Below are 19,540 nucleotides of genomic sequence, written 5' to 3'. Positions count from 1 at the left end.
CAGCCCTGTCGGCGATTATTCAGGCAGGGTAAAGACTTGGCCGGGATAAATCAGGTCAGGATCACGAATACGATCGCGATTTGCCTCGAACACCCGCACATAAAGCACGCCGTCCCCATACCGTTCACGCGAAATCGCCCAAAGCGTTGAGCCGGGTTGCACCGTGACCGCCGTGATACGGGTCTCGGGCGTGGAGCTTTCGGCGATGACCGCCTCGTCTTCACGTTTGAACGGGGTTTCCACCCGCGAGGTCACGTTGCCCTCGCCGTCAACTTCGTCAATCCGCAGGGTGTAGACGCCCGTGTCCACTGCGGGCAGATCCGTGCGCCAGTTGCCATCGTCTTCAATCGGCAAGGTGGTGATCGGAGCATTGTCCAGATAGACCCGCACGAACCCATCGCCCTGCCCGCGCCCGGCCAGTTGCACCTCGCCCGCCGGCGAATAGGAAATCGCATCCAGCGCCACCGAGGACATCACCTCGGGCGGCTGATCCGCAGAGATGGCAGGTTGCAACACCTCGACACCGGCCTCATCAGCCAGCAGAACCGCCTGCGCCGTATTGGCATCGGCCTCAGGTTGAACTTCCGCAACCATCGTGTTTGAGGCGTCTGGATCCGGGGCTGCGCCACCCGCGACCTCTGACGAAACAGCGTTGCCGGCCACTGGTGCGATGATGATCTCATCGGTCGACATGATGGTCTGGCCACTGTCCTGATCGCTCATCTTCAAGGACAGAATGCGGGGTTGATCGCTGGTCTCAAGGGTCAGAAATCTAACGAACTTTCCCTGCCCATCCGGTTCCACCTGCTCCAGCACTTCACCATCGACCAGAACAGATGTCTCCCAGTCGGGATGCGCCTGCCCGGCCACCAACATCGTACCATCAGGATCCAGTCGAAATGTGTCGATCGAGGGAGGGTCGGGCAATGGTATACCGGTCTCAGTCACCGCATCGACAACCTCGTTCGTCGCAACCCCGGGCTCGGCATTCGGCGTGGCCGCAGCCTGCGTCCCGACCTCTGGAACGACCTGCTCGGTTGGGCCAATCACACCGGTTAGATATAACCCAGTATACAAGACCGCACCCAGCGCCACAGCGGCCACGACTCCTGCCGCTCCCAGGACAGGGCCGCTTGTGAGGCCGGCTTGTTTACTCATTCGTAACCCTTCCACGGTGGTTTGTCGCGCAGCGCGGTTGCCGGAGCATATCAACAAAGGTTATCACCGGTCAAAACAAGGTCGTGAGCACGGGGGTTATTTCATGAAACAAGCGTCGGTCTGTGTCTTTTGCGGCTCACGCAACGGGAAAAGCGCCTCTTATCAAGAGGTTGCGACTGATACGGGGCGGATTCTGGCGGCGCAGGGGTGGCAGCTGGTCTATGGCGCGGGCGATGTGGGGCTGATGGGGGCCTGCGCGCGGGCGGCCCAGGCGGAGGGGGGCGATACTTTCGGCGTGATCCCAATTCACCTTTTAAAACAAGAGGTTGGAAAGATTGACCTGACCCGGTTCGTGGTCACCGAGAACATGCATGAACGCAAGAAAGTGATGTTCATGAACTCGGACGCGATCGTGGTGCTGCCGGGCGGCGCGGGGTCGCTGGACGAGTTTTTCGAGGTGCTGACATGGCGCCAACTGGGGCTACACCAGAAACCCATTTTCCTTTTGAATACAGAAGATTACTGGGCGCCCCTCATGCAGCTTCTCAACCATGTCATCGACGAAGGCTTTGCCGATGCCTCGCTGAAAGACTTCATGCGGATCGTGCCGGACGTGGATGCCCTTCGCGCGGGGCTACGCTCGGCCCTGACCTGACCCCCACGCCACCCCCGCCCGGCAAGATTTGCCGAAATTGTACATTTTGGGGGTGTTTCAAACCGGCCAAAACCCATTTTGTACATTTTTGAGAGGGGGTTTCGGGGGTCTTTCAAAGCCGCAAGCGGCCAATTCCGGAGATTGGCCAAACGATCAGACGTCGCACCGCATCTGCCACAGCACAGATATTGGTCGTTGGCGCAGCGTTTTGGTTTTTGATATCTCCGTCGAGGGACTTCGCTGCGGTTCATTCTGTTGAGAACGACAACCGCTCTCAACCAGAAGTGGGCAATGTCTTCATGAACTCCGGCGGTAACCGGACATTCGCTGCGCTTAACATCAAAGTCAGCTCTGCGCAGATAGTGCACTTTGCAAAGTCGAGCGGACAGTTCATACTTGCCTTTTGCTGGCCGATCTGATGCTGCGGTGCAGCTTCACAAGACCAGCCATTCGCCCATCGCGCAGCATCTTTGTTTAAGTACGAGAACCGTAACGACGGAACGCTACAAATGTCATGTTGTGCAGAAGAAACATATGTTATTTTGCCATACAATCATTCTAAGCAATTAGGGGTTGGCTATTGCAGACCTGCAAAGAGTTTTTAAAGGGTGCATACTACGAGTTTGAGGTATGCTGGGTTGCCGCCGGATCATCTAGTTCAGGGTCACTTTTTGGCGTTTCCGATTATCTATCTGCGCTTGCGTTACTTTTGGTGATATACACCATATCGGACTATAGAAACAAATTGCGGCTCTCACTCGCTCCAATACCTGTCTATCATCTTAGCTTCTGGCTCTTCGTGGCAGTTTTTGTACTAAAATTGCTAGCTGAGGTGTGGTTCTACAACGGCTGGCCGTTGTTGCCTGTGATGGACGACCGCCTTTTGATTGACTCTTTCCTGCTTGCACCATGCGTTTTAGCAATACTCTACTGGGTATTCGTCTCGTATATAAGGCCCCCGAAGTTTTCACGTTGGAACAGCCGAAGGTTCTTTTGGTTTTACCAACGAGCAATTCACCATGATGGTGATACTGAGCTAAGAATTGCGCTGCATGAATTAGCACGCTCGGCACATAGCTTGATAAAGTTTGCTCCGTGTCCCCCGAATAAGAGAGGAGCGCCCTGGAACTTAAGCCGATCCGAACAAGTAGCTCATGATTTCTTGTTGTTGCTCGCAAATCGTAGGGTATGTGCAGAAATGGCATGCTTTGCTCCAAACACAGCAGAGGCCATTTTTAACGAAGTCTCAGCACAAGATAAGGCGGAAATCCCATTTCACACATTCGCACAAAACGTCTCTGTTGAGTTTCTGAATCGCAAAACCTCCCCTATATTCCATGAAGACAGTGGTTGGGATTCCGGTTGGTCCGGTTACGTCCAGCTATACAGCTCCGCAATTTTCACCAATCCCAAGCTGATCCGGTCACTGTCAAATAGACACAGTTCACCGTTGGACCCACGCTACAATATTCGTGACAAATGGGATGCGGAAAATTGGAAGGCGTATACGCGCGTCAGCCTTCTATACATTGAGCGCCTGTTGGAAGAGTCCCGACACGGCTTAGATGGAGGGGATAGCTTCGCTGTGAACCAAGTCTTAGATAATTGTAAAAGCATGGTTCACGACCTTTACAACCTTAATGACGATGACAGTCGATACTATCAGCGTGACGAATACAACAGACTCAGCGTACTTGTGGATTTTTTGCGTGCACTAATGAAACTTCTTGACGACAAGGACGTCAAGATCTGGTCTTCACTCAAACCAGAAGACACATTTAATAACGGTTTCCATGAACGCATCGCGGACCTCATATTTGATCTGATCTTCAAAGCATCTCAAGTGCGAAAGCCCGTCGAGACTTGTTGGGGCGTCACTCACAACACGGTTTGGAGCAGACTTTTTAATTTCAACGACAACAAAACCAGCAAATGGATATATCGTAGGGTAGCAAGGCTAATCTACCAAGAAATGCGCGAAATGGATAAATTCTACAACTTCAAAGGCGCAAGCTACTTAGGATTTTGCCTCAACGTTCTGGGTCTGAATGATCAACGGCATAAGAATTACGGCAAACAAGAAAACCCCCTCAGACTAGCCGTCCTTGATTGGACACGAAGACACTATGAGAGGATGAGAGTGAAAAGCCCCAAGGTTGCAAACGCCTGTTTACATGGTAGCATTACATACGACGCGGATACGCGTGAGTTCATAAAAACTTACTCAAACGAAACAGGGAGTTCGCCGGATGAAAGGCGCTTCAAAGTTAACCCATACTCGGAAGATTAGTTCAGAAATTATCTAGACTAAGGCGACACTGAAAATACCTTAAGGCTAGAGCTTTCAGGAAAACGATTGAAGCTCTTACGAAGAGAGCTGCTTTGACTTGTTCCATAAAAATGTGAGTGGCCGCTTCTGCGGTGCCGTACAAAAACCACTGCACTTGCAGCGAGCGGCAGCAGTCCGCCCGATGTGCCGAAAGACAATGACGGCTATAGGCTGGGAGCCGTCGTTAGACCCATTTAACGTCAACGTCCGCTTTGGGCCGTCACGCCTGATCCAGACTTTCTGATCCGATCTCGCCGACATGGAGGGCGATGTGGTCTCGTAATGTCTGTTTTGACAGCTCGGCGACCGCCTTGGGCAGGTCCTGCAGCTCGCCCTGTCGGGCCACCGCTGTCAGGGTGCGGGAGAGGCCGGTGACAGGCAGTTCCATCAGGCGCAAGTTCATGTTTTCCACCATGCCGTCGATCAGCAGCGTCGGTGTGAGCAGGGTGAAGCCCTGCCCGGCCGACACGCAGGAGGTGACCATGCTGGAGCGGTCGGCCTGAATGACCTTGTCCGGCTCGAACCGCAGGCGGCGCAGGTGCTGGGCGATCTGGCGGCCGGCATTGGTGGTGTCGCCAAAGCGCACCAGCGGCAGGTGGTCCTGAATGGCCTCAAGGCTGTCGGCGGGGCCGTCATAATTGCCGGGCAGGACCAGCAGGTAGTCTTCCTTCAGGATGTGGTGGCGTTCCAGCCCGTCCATGTCGAGGAACGGGTTGGAGGTGATGGCAAGGTCGGCCTGCTTGGTGCGCAGCAGGTGTTCGTGATTGCCGCTTTGGCCGGCATGAAGGGTCATGTCTTCCACGCCGAACCGGTCTTGGGCAAGGGCCACCAGCGCCGGGGTCAGCGTGGTGGCGATGGAAGCCTGGATGCCCACGCGCAGCAGGCTGATCGAGGCCTGTCCGACGCGGCGCAGTTCGGATTCCATGTCCGAGAGCGCGTGCAGGATTTTCTGGGCGCGGTTGTGCAGGCGCATGCCCGCATGGGTCAGGCGTGCGGGGCGGACACTGCGGTCGATCAGCTGCGTGCCGAAGGCGGTTTCGAGCGAGGCGATGTGTTGGGAGGCGGCGGATTGCGACAGGCCCAGCAACCGGCCGCCCGAGCGCATCTGCCCGGTTTCGGCCACGGCGACGAAGACTTCGAGAGACCGGATCATGCCGGGCGACAGGGCGCGGCGGTCGAGCATCGGGGCATCCTTAGTATTAGATTTCCTGATACTGTGGGAATTTGTTTGGAGATCGTCAATCCTGCTGCGACGCTGGGCGGATGGAACGCAAGCACAGAACAGGGCGCCGCCGGGACGCGGTTCGGGCACCGGTTGCAGAGCAACGGGCGCCGTTCATTCTGCGCAAGCTGTCCACGTTCAATGTGCTGAGCGATGCGGGGCTGGAGCAGATTGAGGCCAATGCCGACCGTATTCTTGCCGAGACTGGGATGGAGTTTACGGATGACCCGGAGATCCTGACGATCTTTGCCGATGCAGGTTGTGACGTGGAGGGAAGCCGCGTGCGGTTTGCCCCCGGGTTTTGCCGCCGGACGATCACGGCCACCGCCCCGGAGCGGTTTGTTCAGCATGCGCGCAACCCGGCCAACAACGTGCAGCTTGGTGGGGAGGCAAGCGTGCTGTGCCCGTCGTGGGGGCCGCCCTTCGTGCATGATCTGGATCGGGGGCGGCGCTATGCGAGCCACGCGGATTTCATCGACCTGGTGAAGCTGCACCATACCCTGCCCTGGCTGCACCATTCCGGCGGCGTGGTGTGTGAGCCGGTGGACCTGCCTGCCAACAAGCGGCATCTGGATATGCTTTATGCCCATATCCGCCACTCGGACCGCGCCTTCATGGGGGCCTTTATCGGGGCCGAGCGGGCGGGCCATGCGATTGATATGGCGCGAATTGTGTTCGGGGCCGAGTTCGTGGCTGAGAACCCGGTGCTCTATTGCGTGTCCAACACAAATGCGCCGCTGGTGATGGATGCGCATATGTCCGGAGCGCTCAAAACCTATGCGCAGGCCGGACAGCCGGTGGCCTGCACGCCTTGGGTGCTGACCGGGGCGATGTCGCCCACCACGGTGGCGGGTACGCTGGCGCAGGTGTTGGCCGAGACGATGGCTGCGATGACGTTGACACAACTGGTCGCCCCCGGCGCGCCCTGCCTGATGGGCAGTTTTGCCTCGACCATGTCGATGAAGACCGGCGCACCGACCTTTGGCACACCCGAAGCGGGTTTGATGGTGCTGGCCGCCGGGCAGCTGGCGCGGCGGCTTGGCGTGCCGCTGCACACGGTTGGCACACTCAGTTCGTCCAAGGTACCGGACGCCCAAAGCCAACAGGAGGCCGCCTGGGGGCTGATGATGTCGATGTTTGCAGGCGCAAACCTGATCAATCATGCAACCGGCTGGCTTGAGGGGGGGCTGGTGACGTCCTTTGAAAAGACGATCCTTGATCATGATCTTTGTGGCAAGGTGGCCCGGTTCTTTGACGGCATCGACCTGAGCGAGAACGCACAGGCTATGGAAGCCATCGCAGCCACCGGGCCGGGGCAGCATTTTCTTGGCTCCGAGCACACGCAGGCCAATTTCATGACCGCGCTGTTCCGCCCGTGGACGCCCGATGACAGTTCGTTCGAGCAATGGGAGGCCGCAGGCGGTAAGGATGCAGCGACACGAGCCAATGCGATCTGGAAAAAACGGTTGGACGGTTACGAAGACCCCGGCCTTGATCCTGACATCGACGCCGCCCTGTTGGACTACATCGCGGGCCGCAAGGCCGAACAACCCGACCAGGATTACTTCTGATGGGCCTGCGTTTCGGCAATGTCCTGCATCTCGGCGTAGAACGGCGTATGGTGAGCCGCGTAGTCGGTGTACGGGGCACCAAGAGCCGCAAGCTGGGCGGCAGTGTCCGTCTGCTCGGGTTTCTGGATCGCGCCGCTTTGCAGCACCTCGCTGTGCCAGCCTTCCACCGATTTCCAATCCTTCGGCACACGGTCGTCCCATTCAAACGCATCGGCAATATAGGGCAGCCGGACATGCGCCCAGTAGCGGCGCAGCGTCGCCTCGGGATCGTGGCGCAGCTGGTCGGCGGTCAGAACCAGCGGGGTTTGCCCCAGCGCGACAAGCGCATGATAGAGCCGGTGCTGCGCCTCGTGCCCCAGCTCGGTCCGGGTGAACTCCGGGTCGCGCCTTGCATAGGACAGGGCCGCCTCAACCGGGTCGCGCAGCAGGAAAGCATGAGTCATCTGCCCTGCAAATTCCGCATCCTGCGGCAGCGCCTCATCCACGTAATAGGCCATGTCCTTGAAGAACACCGGACCGGTTTGCGCCGTGTCGCGGATCATGGCGCGGATACTGTCATAGGTCGTGGGATGGCCCGGCTCGGGTTCAAAATCGGGAAACAGCCGGTCGGTCGTGGTCAGGTAGTGATGGTACATGAACGGCTCGTGCAGCACGGCCAGGTCGCCGCGTTCCCGCATGATGCGTTCAAAGGCGGTCGAGACCGAGCGGGGGTGACACCAAAGCGCGTGAATCTTCATGGCGCGACGCTAGGCGTTTGCCGCCCCGACCGTCAATGGAGGATCGCATGAGCCGCGTTCTGATCATCGGCGGTGGGGCGATCGGGCTGAGCGTGGCTTATCATCTGGCCGGGCGCGGGGCGCAGGATGTGACCTTGCTGGAGCGTAATCAGCTGACCTCGGGGACATCGTGGCATGCCGCCGGGATCGTCGGGCCGCTGCGCGCGACGCCGAACATGACCCGGTTGGCCATGGCCGCGCTGGAGGTGTTTCCCGAGTTGGAGGCCGAGACCGGCATGTCCACCGGCTACAGGCGCACGGGTGGATACTGGTTGGCACGGGAGCCTGCGCGGCTAGACGAGTTGCACCGGATTGCCGATCTGGGCCGGACGCAGGGTCTGTCGCCCCGGATGATCCCCGCGGAAGATGTGCCGCTGCCCCTGCTGGACCTGTCGGGACATGTTGGCGCGCTGCATGTGCCGGAAGATGCCAATGTGAACCCGGTCGATCTGTGCATGGCTTATGCCCGCGGGGCGCGGGACCGGGGCGTTCGCATCCGTGAAGGTGTGCAGGTCGAAAGGCTGCTGTCCGAACGAGGGCGGGTCCGAGGTGTCGCGCTGGCGGATGAAACGGAAATCGCCGCCGATCACGTCGTGATTGCCACGGGCGCATGGTCGCGCGAACTGGCCGCCACGGTGGGCGTGGCGCTGCCGTTGCAGGCGGTCGAGCACATGTATGTGGTCACCGAGCCTATGCCGGACCTGCCTGCCCCCTTTCCGGTGATCCGCGATCTGGACCGTGGCATCTATATCAAGGGCGATGCGGGCAAGCTGGTGATCGGCGGGTTTGAACCCAACGCCAAATGCTGGGATGCCCATGGCCCGGAAGGGGATCGCGCTTTTCTGGAAATGGCCGAAGATTGGGACCAGTTCGCGCCATTCATGGAGGCGGCGCTGGAGCTGTGCCCGGCGCTTCAGTCCACCGGCATCCAGCATTTCATGAACGGCCCCGAAAGCTTTACCGCCGACACCCGCCCACTGGTGGGAGAAACCCATGTCGATGGGCTTTTCATGGCAGCGGGGATGAACTCGGTCGGCGTGATGTCATCCGCCGGGATTGGCCGGGCGCTGGCCGACTGGATCAGCGATGGACACCCGCCGATGGACATGTGGGAAGTTGATGTGGCCCGCGTGGACCCGTTGTCCGCGACCTCGGCCCATATGGCGGCGCGGATGGAAGAGGCGGTTTCAGACCTGTTCGCCCTGCATTGGCCCTATAAGCAGCCCAAGGCCGGGCGGGATTTGCGCATATCCGCCCTCCATGATCGCTGGGCGGCGGCAGGGGCGCAATTCGGCGTCACCGCCAGGTGGGAGCGTGGGCTGTGGTATGGAGAGGCGCAGCCTTACGCGGTCGGCGCGCAGGGCTGGTGGCCGAATGCCGCAGCCGAAGCGGCGGTTATGGCCGAGGGCACGGCCCTGATTGATCTCAGCCCGTTCACCAAGCTCGATATCACCGGGCCGGGCGCGTTGAGCGCATTGAACCGGCTGTGCACGGCGCAGATGGATGTCGCGCAGGGCCGCGCCGTTTACACCCAGCTTTTGAACTCGCGTGGCGGGATCGAGATGGACGTGACGATCACGCGTCTTGGCCCCGAGGCGTTTCACCTGACCTCGGGCGCGGCAACCCGGGCGCGCGACCTCGCCTTTCTACGCCGCGCCCTGCCCAGCACCGCGCGGATCGTCGATGTGACCGAGGATTTCTGTACCATCGGCGTGATGGGCGCGGGCAGCCGCGATCTGTTGAACGGTCTGGGCGATCTGCCGGACATCGCCTTTGGCCATGCCGCCGAGGCGCAGATTGCCGGGACACGGTGCCGCGCCACCCGTGTCAGCTTTGTCGGTGAATTGGGCTGGGAACTGAGCGTCGCCAATGCCGGGGCCCCCGCCCTGTTCGATGTGCTGCTTGGCGCGGGGGCCACGCCGTTGGGACATTTCGCAGTGGACGGATGCCGCCTTGAAAAAGGCTTCAAACATTGGGGGCATGAGTTGGGACCAGAAGTGACACCGCTTGAGGCCGGGCTGGGCTTTACCATCGACTGGGACAAGGAGTTTGTTGGTAAGGCTGTGCTGGAAAAACAGCGGGCCGAAGGCGTGGGCCAGCGATTGATCCTGATGCAGGTCGCGGGCGATGCGTTGATGCTGCATGACGAGCCGGTGTTCGAGGCGGGCCGTTTTGTGGGACTGACCACCTCTGGCGGTCGTGGGCCGCGTACAGGGCTGAACCTGTGTTTCGCGATGGTGGAGATCGCGCCGGGCGAAAGCGTGGCGGACACCTGCGCACGCAGTTTCACCATCAGGGTCGCGGGGCGCGATTACATAGCCAAGCCGCTGCGCCGCCCGCCTTTTGATCCTACAGGCGAAAGGATGCGCGCATGACGAAAGTGCAGGTTCTGATCATCGGCGGCGGGGTGATGGGCGTGTCCCTGATGTATCACCTGGTGAAAGCGGGCTGGTCCGATGTGTTGCTGGTGGAAAAGAACGACCTGACCCACGGTTCCACATGGCATGCGGCAGGCCTGTGCACACATTTCGCCCATAACCCGACCATTCAGGAGCTGCGCGCCACCTCGGTGCGCCTTTACCGCGATATCCTGCCCCAAGAGACGGGGCGGGATTGCGGCTTTCACCGGTCCGGCGCGATGCGCATCACGCGCAATCCCGACCGGATGGATGAGTTTCGCCACGTCGCCGGGTTGTCGGCGTTCACGGGCTATCCCCTTGAGGTGCTCACGCCTGAGAGGATCGCGGAACTGCACCCGCTGGCGCAGCTGGATGGCTTGCTGGGCGGGATTTACGAGCCGGATGACGGGCATGTTGATCCGTCGCTCGCCACCAACGCGATGGCCGAAGTGGCCCGCCGTGGTGGTGCGCAAATCTGGCGCAATTGCGCGGTGACGGATCTTCGCCGTAAAGGCGATCACTGGCAGGTCGAGACGGCGAAGGGGACGGTCGAGGCGGTTCATACCGTCAATGCCGCTGGCACCTGGGGCTGGGAAATCGGGCATATGATGGGGCTGAATATCCCGTCGGTCCCCGTGCTGCATCAATATCTGGTCACTGACACAGTGGGCGCGGTTGCCGAGCGTATCGCGGAAGGCCTGCCGGAACTGCCGATCATCCGCGATCCGGAAGAAAGTTGGTATGTCCGTCAGGAGCGCGATGGGCTGATCCTTGGGCCGTATGAGAAAGAGGCGCAGGTCTGGTCGGTTGACGGGGTGCCGCCCGAGTTTGGCGCCGACTTGATGCCGCCCGATCTGGACCGGGTTGAACATATCATCGAGGCCGCGATGGCGCGTATCCCCGCGCTGGAAACCGGCGGGGTGAAATCGGTGATCAATGGCCCGATCACCTTCACGCCCGATGCCAACCCGCTGATCGGGCCAGCGCATGGGTTGCAGAATGCTTGGCTGCTGACAGGGTCGTCCATGGGGGTGATGGAGGGCGGTGGCGCGGGCTGGTTCCTGGCCCATTGGATGACGCATGGCGCGCCGCCGATGGATGCGCTGGCCGTGGACAGCCGCCGCTTTGGGGCTTGGGCAGATCGCGACTATCGCGTGGCCAAGGCCATCGAGTGTTTCGGCCTGCAATTCGGTGTGCATTACCCGCATGAGGAACGCCCCGCCGGGCGTGGCCTGCGCCTGTCTCCCTTACATGACCTGATGGTGGAACGCGGCGCTGTGATGGGTGCGGCCCATGGCTGGGAGCGGCCAAACTGGTTCTCGGGCACACCGGGCGCAACGGCGGACGAAACCTTCCGCCGTGCCAACTGGTTCGCCCCTGTCGCTGCCGAGGTCGAGGCCGCCGCGACGCGCGTTGCCTTTGCCGATCTGTCCGTGTTCTCAAAATTCGATGTCACGGGTCCGGAGGTGGCGGAGTTTCTTGAAGCACTCGGGGCAAACCGCGCGCCCAAGCCGGGACGGATTGGCCTGACTCATGCCCTTACGCCGGCGGGCGGTGTGCTGTCGGAGTTTACCGTCTCCCGGCTGGGACCGGATCACGCCTATCTGACCTCCGCCGCCGCGGCGGAAGAGATCGACCTCGATCTGTTGCGCTCCTGCGCGGCAGGGTTCGATGTGGAGATCGCCAATGTCACCGAGGAGATCGCCGTAATCGGTGTGATGGGGCCAAAAGCGGCTGAGGTGCTGCCAGAGCTGGCCGATATGCCATGGCTGAACCTGCGTGAAACCACCCTCGCGGGTGTGCCCGTGCGGGCTTTGCGGGTGTCTTACATCGGTGAATCCGGCTGGGAGCTGCATGTTCCCGCCGCGCAAGCTGCACAGCTGTTCACCACGCTGGAGCAGATCGCCCAGCCCTTCGCCCCCGGGCTTTACGGGGCCTATGCCGCCAATTCCATGCGGCTGGAAAAAGCCTATCGCGGCTGGGGCAGCGATCTGACCACCGAACGTAGCCCGTTTGAGGCCGGCCTGACCTCTTTCGTCCGCCCCGAGCTTCGTGACAAGCTTGCCCGTGAGACCCCTTGGGACATGGTCTTGCTGGACATCGACGCAGGCGAGGTAGACCCGTTCTATGCGCACACGGTCTGGCAGGATAAGCGCCCCGTGGGCATCGTGACCTCGGGGGCCTATGGTCATCGCACCGGCAAGGTGCTGGCGCTGGCTTATCTGCGGGACGCAGCGGCGCGCGAGGGTCTTTCCGTCTCGATCCTTGGACACCACTGCCCCGCAACCGTGCTGAACGAACCACCTTATGATCCGACCAACATTCGCCTGAAAACCGGAGGCCTGACATGACCGACCACGCCCTGCACACCGACTGGACCCTCGACACCACCGCCGCGCGGCGCGACCAGTATTACGCCGCCTCGCTGACCCGTTTCACGCCGTTCCGCGAACCGATCGTGTTCAGGAAGGGAGAGGGGCAATATCTGTGGGATGTTGAAGGGCGCAAATACACCGACATGCTGGGCATGAACGTGTGTATCTCGGTCGGCCATTCGCATCCCCGTGTGGTCGCCGCCGCGATGGAGCAGGCGCAGGATTTGACCCATTGCACGACGATGTTCTACCACCCTACCCCGGCCCATCTGGCCGAGGAACTGGCCGCGACGATGCCGAAGGGCGAGGAGTGGGTCGTGCATCTGACCAATTCCGGGTCCGAGGCGGTTGACCTGGCGATGACCATGGCGCGCACCTATACCGGCAACCTTGACCTGCTGGCCCTGCGCACCGCCTATCACGGGCCTACGGCGGCGGCCCAATCCATCACCGGCATCGCCGGATGGCGCCACCCCGGCATGCCCGGCAATGTCGCCTTTGTCCCCGAGCCGAACCAGTATCGCGGCATCTTCGGCCCCGGCACGCAGCCCTATCTGGACGAGATCGACCGCACGATTGCCTCGGCCACCTGTGGCAAGCTGGCCGGGATTTTCGTCGAAAGCGTGCAGGGCTATGGCGGCATTATCGAGATGCCCCCGGGCTATATGTCCGGCGCAGCCGAGCGCGTGCGCGCGGCAGGCGGGCTTTACATCGCCGATGAGGTGCAATCGGGCTTTGGCCGCACCGGTGCGCATTTCTGGGGGTTCGAGGCCGATGGCGTTGTCCCCGATATCGTGGTCATGGCCAAGGGCCTTGGCAACGGATTTCCCATCGGGGCCGTGGTGGCCAAGAAGCACGTCGCCGCACCGATGGCCGAGAAGTTCATGTTCCACACGTATGGGGCCAATCCGACCTCGGCCGCCGCCGCGCGTGCGGTGCTGGCGGTGATGCGCGACGAGGGCCTGCAAGAGAATGCCAGAACGGTCGGCGCGGCCCTGCTGGAGAGGTTGTACGATCTGAAAGACAAGCACGCGGCCATCGGGGACGTGCGTGGCAAGGGGTTGATGCTGGCCATTGAGCTGGTCAGTGACCGGGAAAAGAAAACGCCCGACAAGGACATGACGACCGAGGTTTTTGAAGCCAGCCGGGAACAGGGCATTATCCTGTCAAAATCCGGTCCGTTCCAATCCTGCCTGCGCATGGTGCCACCGCTCTGCCTGTCCCTTGAGGACGCTGACCGGGTCGCAGACGGGTTGGACATGGCGTTAGAGGCCGCGGCGGGCGCTTAGCCTGCACCGGCCCTTGGCCCGTGTCGACTTCAGGTCTGCCGCAAACCGGTTGTGGCATCAAAAACGTGAAACTGGCCCGGTTGCACGGCAAAGCGCGTCGGCTTGCCTGCCTCCGGCACGTGATGCACGCCCGGCAGGCTGATCGTGAAGCTGTCGGGATGGCCCTGCAGCCTGCCATGGAGCAGCGTGTTGGCGCCCAGGGGTTCGGTCATCTGAACACTCACGTCGAGGGGGCCGTTTTCATCCGGCACCATATGTTCGGGCCGGACGCCGAACTTGACCGGGCCATCGGGGCCTGCGGCATCCGCGACAACGGCGCCCTCGATCATGACCTTGCCATCCTTGATCTGCGCATCGACGATGTTCATGGCCGGGCTGCCGATGAATTGTGCCGCGAACAGCGTGCGGGGCGCTTCGTAGACTTCGAGCGGCGAGCCGATCTGTTCGGCCACGCCGCCGTTCATCACGATCATGCGGTCGGCCATGGTCATCGCCTCGACCTGATCATGGGTGACGTAAAGCGAGGTGATGCCCAGCTTGGCCTGCAATTCCCTGATCTCCAGCCGCATCTGAACCCGCAGTTTGGCGTCAAGGTTGCTGAGCGGTTCGTCGAACAGGAACACGGCGGGTTCGCGCACGATGGCGCGGCCCATGGCGACGCGCTGGCGCTGTCCCCCTGACAGCTGCCGGGGTTTGCGATCCAGAAGCGGTTCAAGCTGCAGCAGGCGTGCCGCCTCTTCAACCTTAGCGTTGATCTGATCCTTGGGCAGCTTGGCGATCTTCAGACCGTAGCCCATGTTCTGGCGCACGGACATATGCGGGTAAAGCGCGTAGTTCTGGAACACCATCGCGATATCGCGGTCCATCGGTTCCTTGTCATTGGCGCGGGTGCCGCCGATCAGAACATCCCCCGCCGTCACCGTCTCGAGCCCCGCAACCATACGCAGCAAGGTGGATTTTCCGCAACCCGACGGGCCGACAATGACGATGAATTCGCCATCCGCGATCTCCACGTCGATGCCGTGAATGACATCCGTGGACCCGAAACTTTTCCTGACGCCCTGAAGGGTGACTGTCGCCATATCTATTTCTCGCTATCTACAAGGCCACGGATAAAGAGCCGCTGCATACCCACAACGACGATCACCGGCGGGATCATCGCAAGGATCGAGGTGGCCATGATCGTGGGCCAATGGGCAAAATCGTCGCCCGAGGGAAACATCTGCTTGATGCCCATGACGATGGTGTTCATTTCCGGGTCGGTGGTGATCAGAAGCGGCCAGAGATACTGGTTCCAGCCATAGATGAAGAGGATCACGAACAGGGCCGCCACGTTCGTGCGGCTCATCGGCACCACGATATCCCAGAAGAACCGCATCGGGCGGGCACCATCGACGCGGGCGGCCTCGGCCAGTTCGTCGGGGATGGTCAGGAAGAACTGGCGGAACAGGAAGGTTGCCGTGGCCGAGGCGATGAGCGGGAAGATGAGGCCCGAATAGCTGTTGAGCATGCCGAAGCCCGCAACCACCTCGAATGTCGGCACGATCCGCACTTCAACGGGCAGCATCAGCGTCAGGAAGATCATCCAGAAGAAGATGTTGCGCCCCGGAAAGCGGAAATAGACGATGGCAAAAGCCGAAAGGAGCGAGATGATGATCTTGCCCACGGCGATCCCCACGGCCATGACCAGCGAGTTGAACAGCATCGTGGCCACCGGCACGTTGACGCCGGAAATCAGGGCATTCTTGTAGTTGATCCAGAACTGATCCCCCGGCCAGACCGGCATGGGCGGCTGGATGATATCAGCCTGCGTGACGGTCGAGGCGACAAAGGCCAGCCAGATCGGAAAGAAGATCACCAGCACGCCAAGGATCATGAACACATGCGTCAGCCACAGGCCCGCGCCGCGCTTTTCGACCATGCCATGTATCTCGCGCGCCATCAGTAATGCACCCGCTTTTCAATGAATTTGAACTGGATCACGGTCAGCAGCCCGACCACGATCAGCAGGATCACCGATTGCGCCGAGGACGAGCCGAGATCCTGCCCCACGAAGCCGTCAGAAAAGACCTTGTAGACCAGGATAGTGGTCGATTGCTGCGGTCCGCCCGCGGTGATCGTGTGGATCACACCGAAAGTCTCGAAAAAGGCATAGACCACATTGACGACCAGCAGGAAAAACGTGGTGGGGGACAAGAGCGGCAGCACGATGGTGAAGAAACGCCGCCAGAAATGCGCGCCGTCAATGGCCGCGGCCTCGATGACCGACCTGGGCACGGCCTGCAGCGCGGCAAAGAAGAACAGGAAGTTATAGCTGATCCGCCCCCAGGCGGAGGCGACGACGACAAGGCCCATCGCCTCGCCCCCGTTCAGGACATGATTCCAGTCATATCCCAATGTGCCCAGATACCATGAGATCACGCCCACCCGCGTGTTGAACATGAACAGCCAGAGCACGCCCGCCACAGCGGGTGCAACCGCGTAGGGCCAGATCAACAGGGTGCGATAGACGCCCGACCCCTTGATCAGACGATCCGCGATGACAGCCAGAAACAGCGCCGGGATCATCGAGCACAAGGTGACAAGGATCGAGAAGATCGCCGTGGTCATGAAGGACGCGCGATAGAAAGGATCGCTCAGCAGGAATTCAAAGTTGCCCAGCCCCACAAATTGCGAAGACAAGCCAAACGGGTCCGGAATGAACAGCGACTGCCAGATTGCCTGCCCCGCCGGATAGAAAAAGAACACGGCCGAGATCACAACCTGCGGCGCAATCAACAACAGAGGCAGCATCCAGCCGCGAAAGGTGACACGTTTTTCCATCCCTATGCAGCCCCCTCCTGCGTAATCAGCGGAAGGTCAGAGACATGATTTCGAACGGCATCGGGCGTGAACGCAAGCGAGGCAAATCGAGGGGCGATATCGCCGACCTTGAAACGAAAGCGGTTCTTGACACCGCTATTGGGATCAAACGCGACATCCAGCAGGTGTTCGCGAATAGGCCGTGTCATACGGTGTACAAATGACGACGCCCTGTTGGAGGTCGCGAGATTTGCTGCAAGCATGATATTGTCCGCTCCGACAGCCCCGCCAAGCTTGCCAAGGCCGAACGTGATAAGGGAGCTGCGCCTTGGAGCCCAATCCGACAGACCGACCAGATTTGCAAAATGGGTCTTCAGTCGTGACCGATACTGCTCGGTTGCGTCCTGAACGATACGCGCTTGCTCGGTCGCATTGGCATTGGTTCCCGGGCGAAAGATCTTTTCCATTTCAGAGAGGAATTCGTACTTTGCCTGGCTCACCTCGCTTTGTGGCAACAGGAAACTGGCAAAGACCGAGCCATCATGAACCGGAAATCCTTTTGGGACAGCCAGGACCGGCGTGTTGAGAATTTCGGCTTCGATGGTTTGGTCAAGCTCCAGGATATCTTCAAAAGCCAATCCTATGGTCGTGTCGGCAACGACAGGCTCTTTGATCTGATCGGTCAGGCACATGGCGAAGTTATAGTGATAACACTGATTTGCTATGTCCATGATCAATGGCACGTCTTCTGAGCGCAGTGAGTTTTCACGCACCATCTCCAAAAGCACTTCCTCAACGGCGGTTCTGGGCCCTTTCGGGTACGCGGGGTGCGCCTCGTACCGGCTTTTGAAGGTTGCGATGTCAAACCCTTCAACTCCGTCCAGCCCAAGATCGTCCAGGGTCTTGTCGAAAATGCGGTTAAACAGCTTGATGAAACCGAAGTTCATCTGCACCTCGGGCCAAAGCTGCACGTTGGCTTGCGCATAGATCGCGTCGGCCCATTTCACCAGACGTCTTCGCATCTGCGGCCAATCGGGGTCGTTGACCAAACTCTCGAATGACTTGATTCCCTGCGCAGCCATCTTCTCGGGGTTCATTGCGAATGCGTCCGGGTCAGGCTGGCGGACGAGCAGCGAGATAAAGCTCTGTCCGATCATATGATTGAGCACACTGCCGTCATTGTCGATCTGACGCAGCGCCGATGGGTGATTCACCAGATACCCGTCGTTAAGGAAAACCCGACCCGAGAAGAACAGGTTACGCAGAATGGAACGATTGAAGAAGTCGGCGTCCACCTCTGGTGTGATGCGGTGGCGGAAGACCACATCGTCCAAAAGACCTGAATAGGTCCACGGCACCTTGAAAGGCGACCCGGCGCGGGGTCTGACATTCCGGTCCGAAGGTGTCTGCTGATTGCTCATGTAGCTGACAGTTGGTCGTGGAAAACAGGCAAGCGCAGTCGCGCTTGCCTGTCACGCCTTAGCGGTTAGCGGATTCAAAACGCCGCAGAAGCGCATCGCCACGTTCTTTGGCGCTGTCCATCGCTTCTTGCGCGCTCTTATCGCCTGCCCAGATCGCTTCCAGCTCTTCGTCGATGATCCCGCGGATCTGATCGAAAGAGCCCAGGCGAAGACCCTTGGAATTGGCCGTGGGTTCCTTGGCGGTCATCTGGATCACGGCGACATCGGTGCCGGGGTTTTCATCGTAGAAACCGGCGGCTTTCGTGGCCTCGCCGGCCGCGGCCGTGATCGGCAGATATCCGGTGTCCTGATGCCATTTGGCCTGCACATCGGTGGAGGACAGATAGGCGAGGAATTCACCAACGCCTTTATATTCCTCGGCCTCATGCCCTTCGAGCACCCAGAGCGACGCGCCGCCAATGATGGTGTTCTGCGGCGCATTGCCGACACCTTCCCAATAAGGCAGCGGGCGCACATCGAAATCGAACTGAGCTTCGGCCTTGATGCCCGCGTAACCCGCTGAACTTTCGGTGAAAAGTGCGCATTCACCCGAGCGGAAATTGGCCCCGCCTTCGTTGCGGCGACCGGTATAGATGAACTTGCCGTCCTGCGCCCATTCGCCCATCGCGGTCAGATGCGCAACCTGCGCTTCGCCGTTCAGCATCAGCTCGGTATCCAGCCCGGCGAACCCGTTGTCTTTCGATGCGAAGGGCACGTCGTGATAAGCCGAGAAATTCTCGAGATGGATCCAGCTTTGCCAGGCTGTGACCAGCGGGCAATCCTCGCCGCCTGCCTTCAGCGCGTCGAGCGTTGCGCCCACGTTCTGCCAGGTGGAAAGGTCCGTGTCCGGATCAACGCCTGCGGCCTCGAAGGCATCGCGATTGACCCAGAGGACGGGCGTGGACGAGTTGAACGGCAGCGAGAGCATTTCGCCATCCGTCGAGGTGTAATAGCCTTTGACCGAGCCGATATAGGCATCGGGATCAAACGTGGCCCCGCTTTCCGCCATCACCTCGTAAACCGGTTTGGTCGCGCCTTTGGCGGACATCATCGTGGCGGTGCCGACCTCGAACACCATCAGGATGTGCGGCTGTTCGCCCGCGCGGAAGGCGGCGATACCGGCATTCAGCGTTTCGGAATAGTTGCCCTTGTGGCTTTCCACGACAACATAGTCGCTTTGGCTGTTGTTGAAGTCCTCGACCTGGGCTTTCACCAGTTCTCCAAGGCGGCCCGTGAAGGCGTGCCAGAATTGCACCTCTGTCTCGGCATATGCGGCCAGGGGTGATAGCGCTGTTCCGGTGGCCAGAAGCGCTCCAATAAGTGATTTTTTCATAGTTCCTCCCATGAACATAAGCTGTGGTTTCCGGATTTGGTGTATAACCGCGGCATATTCTCAGAAATATGACGATACAGTCGTCGTGCTTCTTTGCAAGCAATGCGGGAGTTGTTTTCGCTCCGGGTTGAGCCGGATGAGCGCCTGCCGATGCCCTCTCTGCCGTCGGTG

The 19,540-nt window shown here is 60.1% G+C and carries 14 protein-coding genes; 6 read left to right on the top strand and 8 right to left on the bottom strand.

All coding sequences use genetic code 11. From position 1 onward, the window contains the following. Positions 1-15: 15 nt before the first annotated feature. Entirely contained in the window at positions 16-1,158 is a 1,143-nt protein-coding gene (locus tag V6N02_RS15945; protein ID WP_371226988.1) for a LysM peptidoglycan-binding domain-containing protein, read from the bottom strand. Between the two features lie 103 nt (positions 1,159-1,261). Here V6N02_RS15945 and V6N02_RS15940 point away from each other — a divergent pair, with 103 nt between their 5' ends. Then, on the top strand, positions 1,262-1,813 hold the full coding sequence (locus V6N02_RS15940; protein ID WP_371226986.1) for an LOG family protein: 552 nt from the start codon (positions 1,262-1,264) through the stop codon (positions 1,811-1,813). A gap of 580 nt (positions 1,814-2,393) precedes the next feature. After that, positions 2,394-4,103, top strand: a complete 1,710-nt coding sequence (locus V6N02_RS15935) for a hypothetical protein (protein ID WP_371226984.1) — start codon at positions 2,394-2,396, stop codon at positions 4,101-4,103. Between the two features lie 259 nt (positions 4,104-4,362). On the opposite strand, the gene V6N02_RS15930 is transcribed toward V6N02_RS15935, so the two are convergent. After that, complete coding sequence (locus V6N02_RS15930; RefSeq protein ID WP_371226982.1) at positions 4,363-5,325, bottom strand: LysR family transcriptional regulator; 963 nt, start codon at positions 5,323-5,325, stop codon at positions 4,363-4,365. A gap of 80 nt (positions 5,326-5,405) precedes the next feature. Here V6N02_RS15930 and V6N02_RS15925 point away from each other — a divergent pair, with 80 nt between their 5' ends. Continuing rightward, complete coding sequence (locus V6N02_RS15925; protein WP_371226980.1) at positions 5,406-6,935, top strand: trimethylamine methyltransferase family protein; 1,530 nt, start codon at positions 5,406-5,408, stop codon at positions 6,933-6,935. Here the strand turns inward: V6N02_RS15925 and V6N02_RS15920 are convergent. Then, complete coding sequence (locus V6N02_RS15920; RefSeq protein WP_371226978.1) at positions 6,926-7,672, bottom strand: sulfotransferase-like domain-containing protein; 747 nt, start codon at positions 7,670-7,672, stop codon at positions 6,926-6,928. The genes V6N02_RS15925 and V6N02_RS15920 overlap by 10 nt on opposite strands. A 47-nt stretch (positions 7,673-7,719) precedes the next feature. Here V6N02_RS15920 and V6N02_RS15915 point away from each other — a divergent pair, with 47 nt between their 5' ends. The 3 genes from V6N02_RS15915 to V6N02_RS15905 are packed head-to-tail and all read left to right on the top strand — an operon-like array spanning position 7,720 to position 13,774. After that, complete coding sequence (locus V6N02_RS15915) at positions 7,720-10,086, top strand: GcvT family protein (protein ID WP_371226976.1); 2,367 nt, start codon at positions 7,720-7,722, stop codon at positions 10,084-10,086. Then, complete coding sequence (locus tag V6N02_RS15910; RefSeq protein ID WP_371226974.1) at positions 10,083-12,461, top strand: GcvT family protein; 2,379 nt, start codon at positions 10,083-10,085, stop codon at positions 12,459-12,461. The genes V6N02_RS15915 and V6N02_RS15910 overlap by 4 nt, the downstream gene beginning before the upstream one ends. Beyond that, the gene (locus V6N02_RS15905) at positions 12,458-13,774 is read left to right on the top strand and encodes an aspartate aminotransferase family protein (protein ID WP_371226971.1); all 1,317 of its coding nucleotides are present in this window, start codon (positions 12,458-12,460) and stop codon (positions 13,772-13,774) included. Before V6N02_RS15910 ends, V6N02_RS15905 begins: the two co-directional genes overlap by 4 nt. Before the next feature lie 29 nt (positions 13,775-13,803). Here V6N02_RS15905 and V6N02_RS15900 read toward each other — a convergent pair whose 3' ends face one another. The 5 genes from V6N02_RS15900 to ugpB are packed head-to-tail and all read right to left on the bottom strand — an operon-like array spanning position 13,804 to position 19,369. Further along, on the bottom strand, positions 13,804-14,856 hold the full coding sequence (locus tag V6N02_RS15900; RefSeq protein ID WP_371226969.1) for a sn-glycerol-3-phosphate import ATP-binding protein UgpC: 1,053 nt from the start codon (positions 14,854-14,856) through the stop codon (positions 13,804-13,806). Between the two features lie 2 nt (positions 14,857-14,858). Continuing rightward, positions 14,859-15,695, bottom strand: coding sequence for a sn-glycerol-3-phosphate ABC transporter permease UgpE (gene ugpE / locus V6N02_RS15895; protein WP_371227165.1), 837 nt, complete (start codon positions 15,693-15,695; stop codon positions 14,859-14,861). 20 nt (positions 15,696-15,715) lie between these two features. Beyond that, positions 15,716-16,597: a sn-glycerol-3-phosphate ABC transporter permease UgpA gene (gene ugpA / locus V6N02_RS15890; protein WP_371226967.1), complete on the bottom strand. Its 882-nt coding sequence runs from the start codon at positions 16,595-16,597 to the stop codon at positions 15,716-15,718. 2 nt (positions 16,598-16,599) lie between these two features. Next, positions 16,600-17,997, bottom strand: coding sequence for a hypothetical protein (locus V6N02_RS15885; RefSeq protein WP_371226965.1), 1,398 nt, complete (start codon positions 17,995-17,997; stop codon positions 16,600-16,602). A 58-nt stretch (positions 17,998-18,055) separates the two neighbouring features. Next, on the bottom strand, positions 18,056-19,369 hold the full coding sequence (gene ugpB / locus V6N02_RS15880) for a sn-glycerol-3-phosphate ABC transporter substrate-binding protein UgpB (protein WP_371226963.1): 1,314 nt from the start codon (positions 19,367-19,369) through the stop codon (positions 18,056-18,058). Positions 19,370-19,540 lie beyond the last annotated feature (171 nt).

It is taken from the genome of Roseovarius conchicola, assembly GCF_041403425.1.
GTDB lineage: Bacteria > Pseudomonadota > Alphaproteobacteria > Rhodobacterales > Rhodobacteraceae > Roseovarius > Roseovarius conchicola.
This window is presented reverse-complemented; position numbering and strand designations above follow the sequence as displayed.

Bases quoted from the DNA above. Each gene is read 5' to 3' on its own strand.
- ugpE (WP_371227165.1), bottom strand. From the start codon at position 15,695: ATGGTCGAAAAGCGCGGCGCGGGCCTGTGGCTGACGCATGTGTTCATG.
- V6N02_RS15885 (WP_371226965.1), bottom strand. From the start codon at position 17,997: ATGAGCAATCAGCAGACACCTTCGGACCGGAATGTCAGACCCCGCGCC.
- V6N02_RS15910 (WP_371226974.1), top strand. From the start codon at position 10,083: ATGACGAAAGTGCAGGTTCTGATCATCGGCGGCGGGGTGATGGGCGTG.
- V6N02_RS15930 (WP_371226982.1), bottom strand. From the start codon at position 5,325: ATGCTCGACCGCCGCGCCCTGTCGCCCGGCATGATCCGGTCTCTCGAA.
- V6N02_RS15915 (WP_371226976.1), top strand. From the start codon at position 7,720: ATGAGCCGCGTTCTGATCATCGGCGGTGGGGCGATCGGGCTGAGCGTG.
- V6N02_RS15940 (WP_371226986.1), top strand. From the start codon at position 1,262: ATGAAACAAGCGTCGGTCTGTGTCTTTTGCGGCTCACGCAACGGGAAA.
- V6N02_RS15925 (WP_371226980.1), top strand. From the start codon at position 5,406: ATGGAACGCAAGCACAGAACAGGGCGCCGCCGGGACGCGGTTCGGGCA.
- ugpB (WP_371226963.1), bottom strand. From the start codon at position 19,369: ATGAAAAAATCACTTATTGGAGCGCTTCTGGCCACCGGAACAGCGCTA.
- ugpA (WP_371226967.1), bottom strand. From the start codon at position 16,597: ATGGAAAAACGTGTCACCTTTCGCGGCTGGATGCTGCCTCTGTTGTTG.
- V6N02_RS15920 (WP_371226978.1), bottom strand. From the start codon at position 7,672: ATGAAGATTCACGCGCTTTGGTGTCACCCCCGCTCGGTCTCGACCGCC.
- V6N02_RS15900 (WP_371226969.1), bottom strand. From the start codon at position 14,856: ATGGCGACAGTCACCCTTCAGGGCGTCAGGAAAAGTTTCGGGTCCACG.
- V6N02_RS15945 (WP_371226988.1), bottom strand. From the start codon at position 1,158: ATGAGTAAACAAGCCGGCCTCACAAGCGGCCCTGTCCTGGGAGCGGCA.
- V6N02_RS15905 (WP_371226971.1), top strand. From the start codon at position 12,458: ATGACCGACCACGCCCTGCACACCGACTGGACCCTCGACACCACCGCC.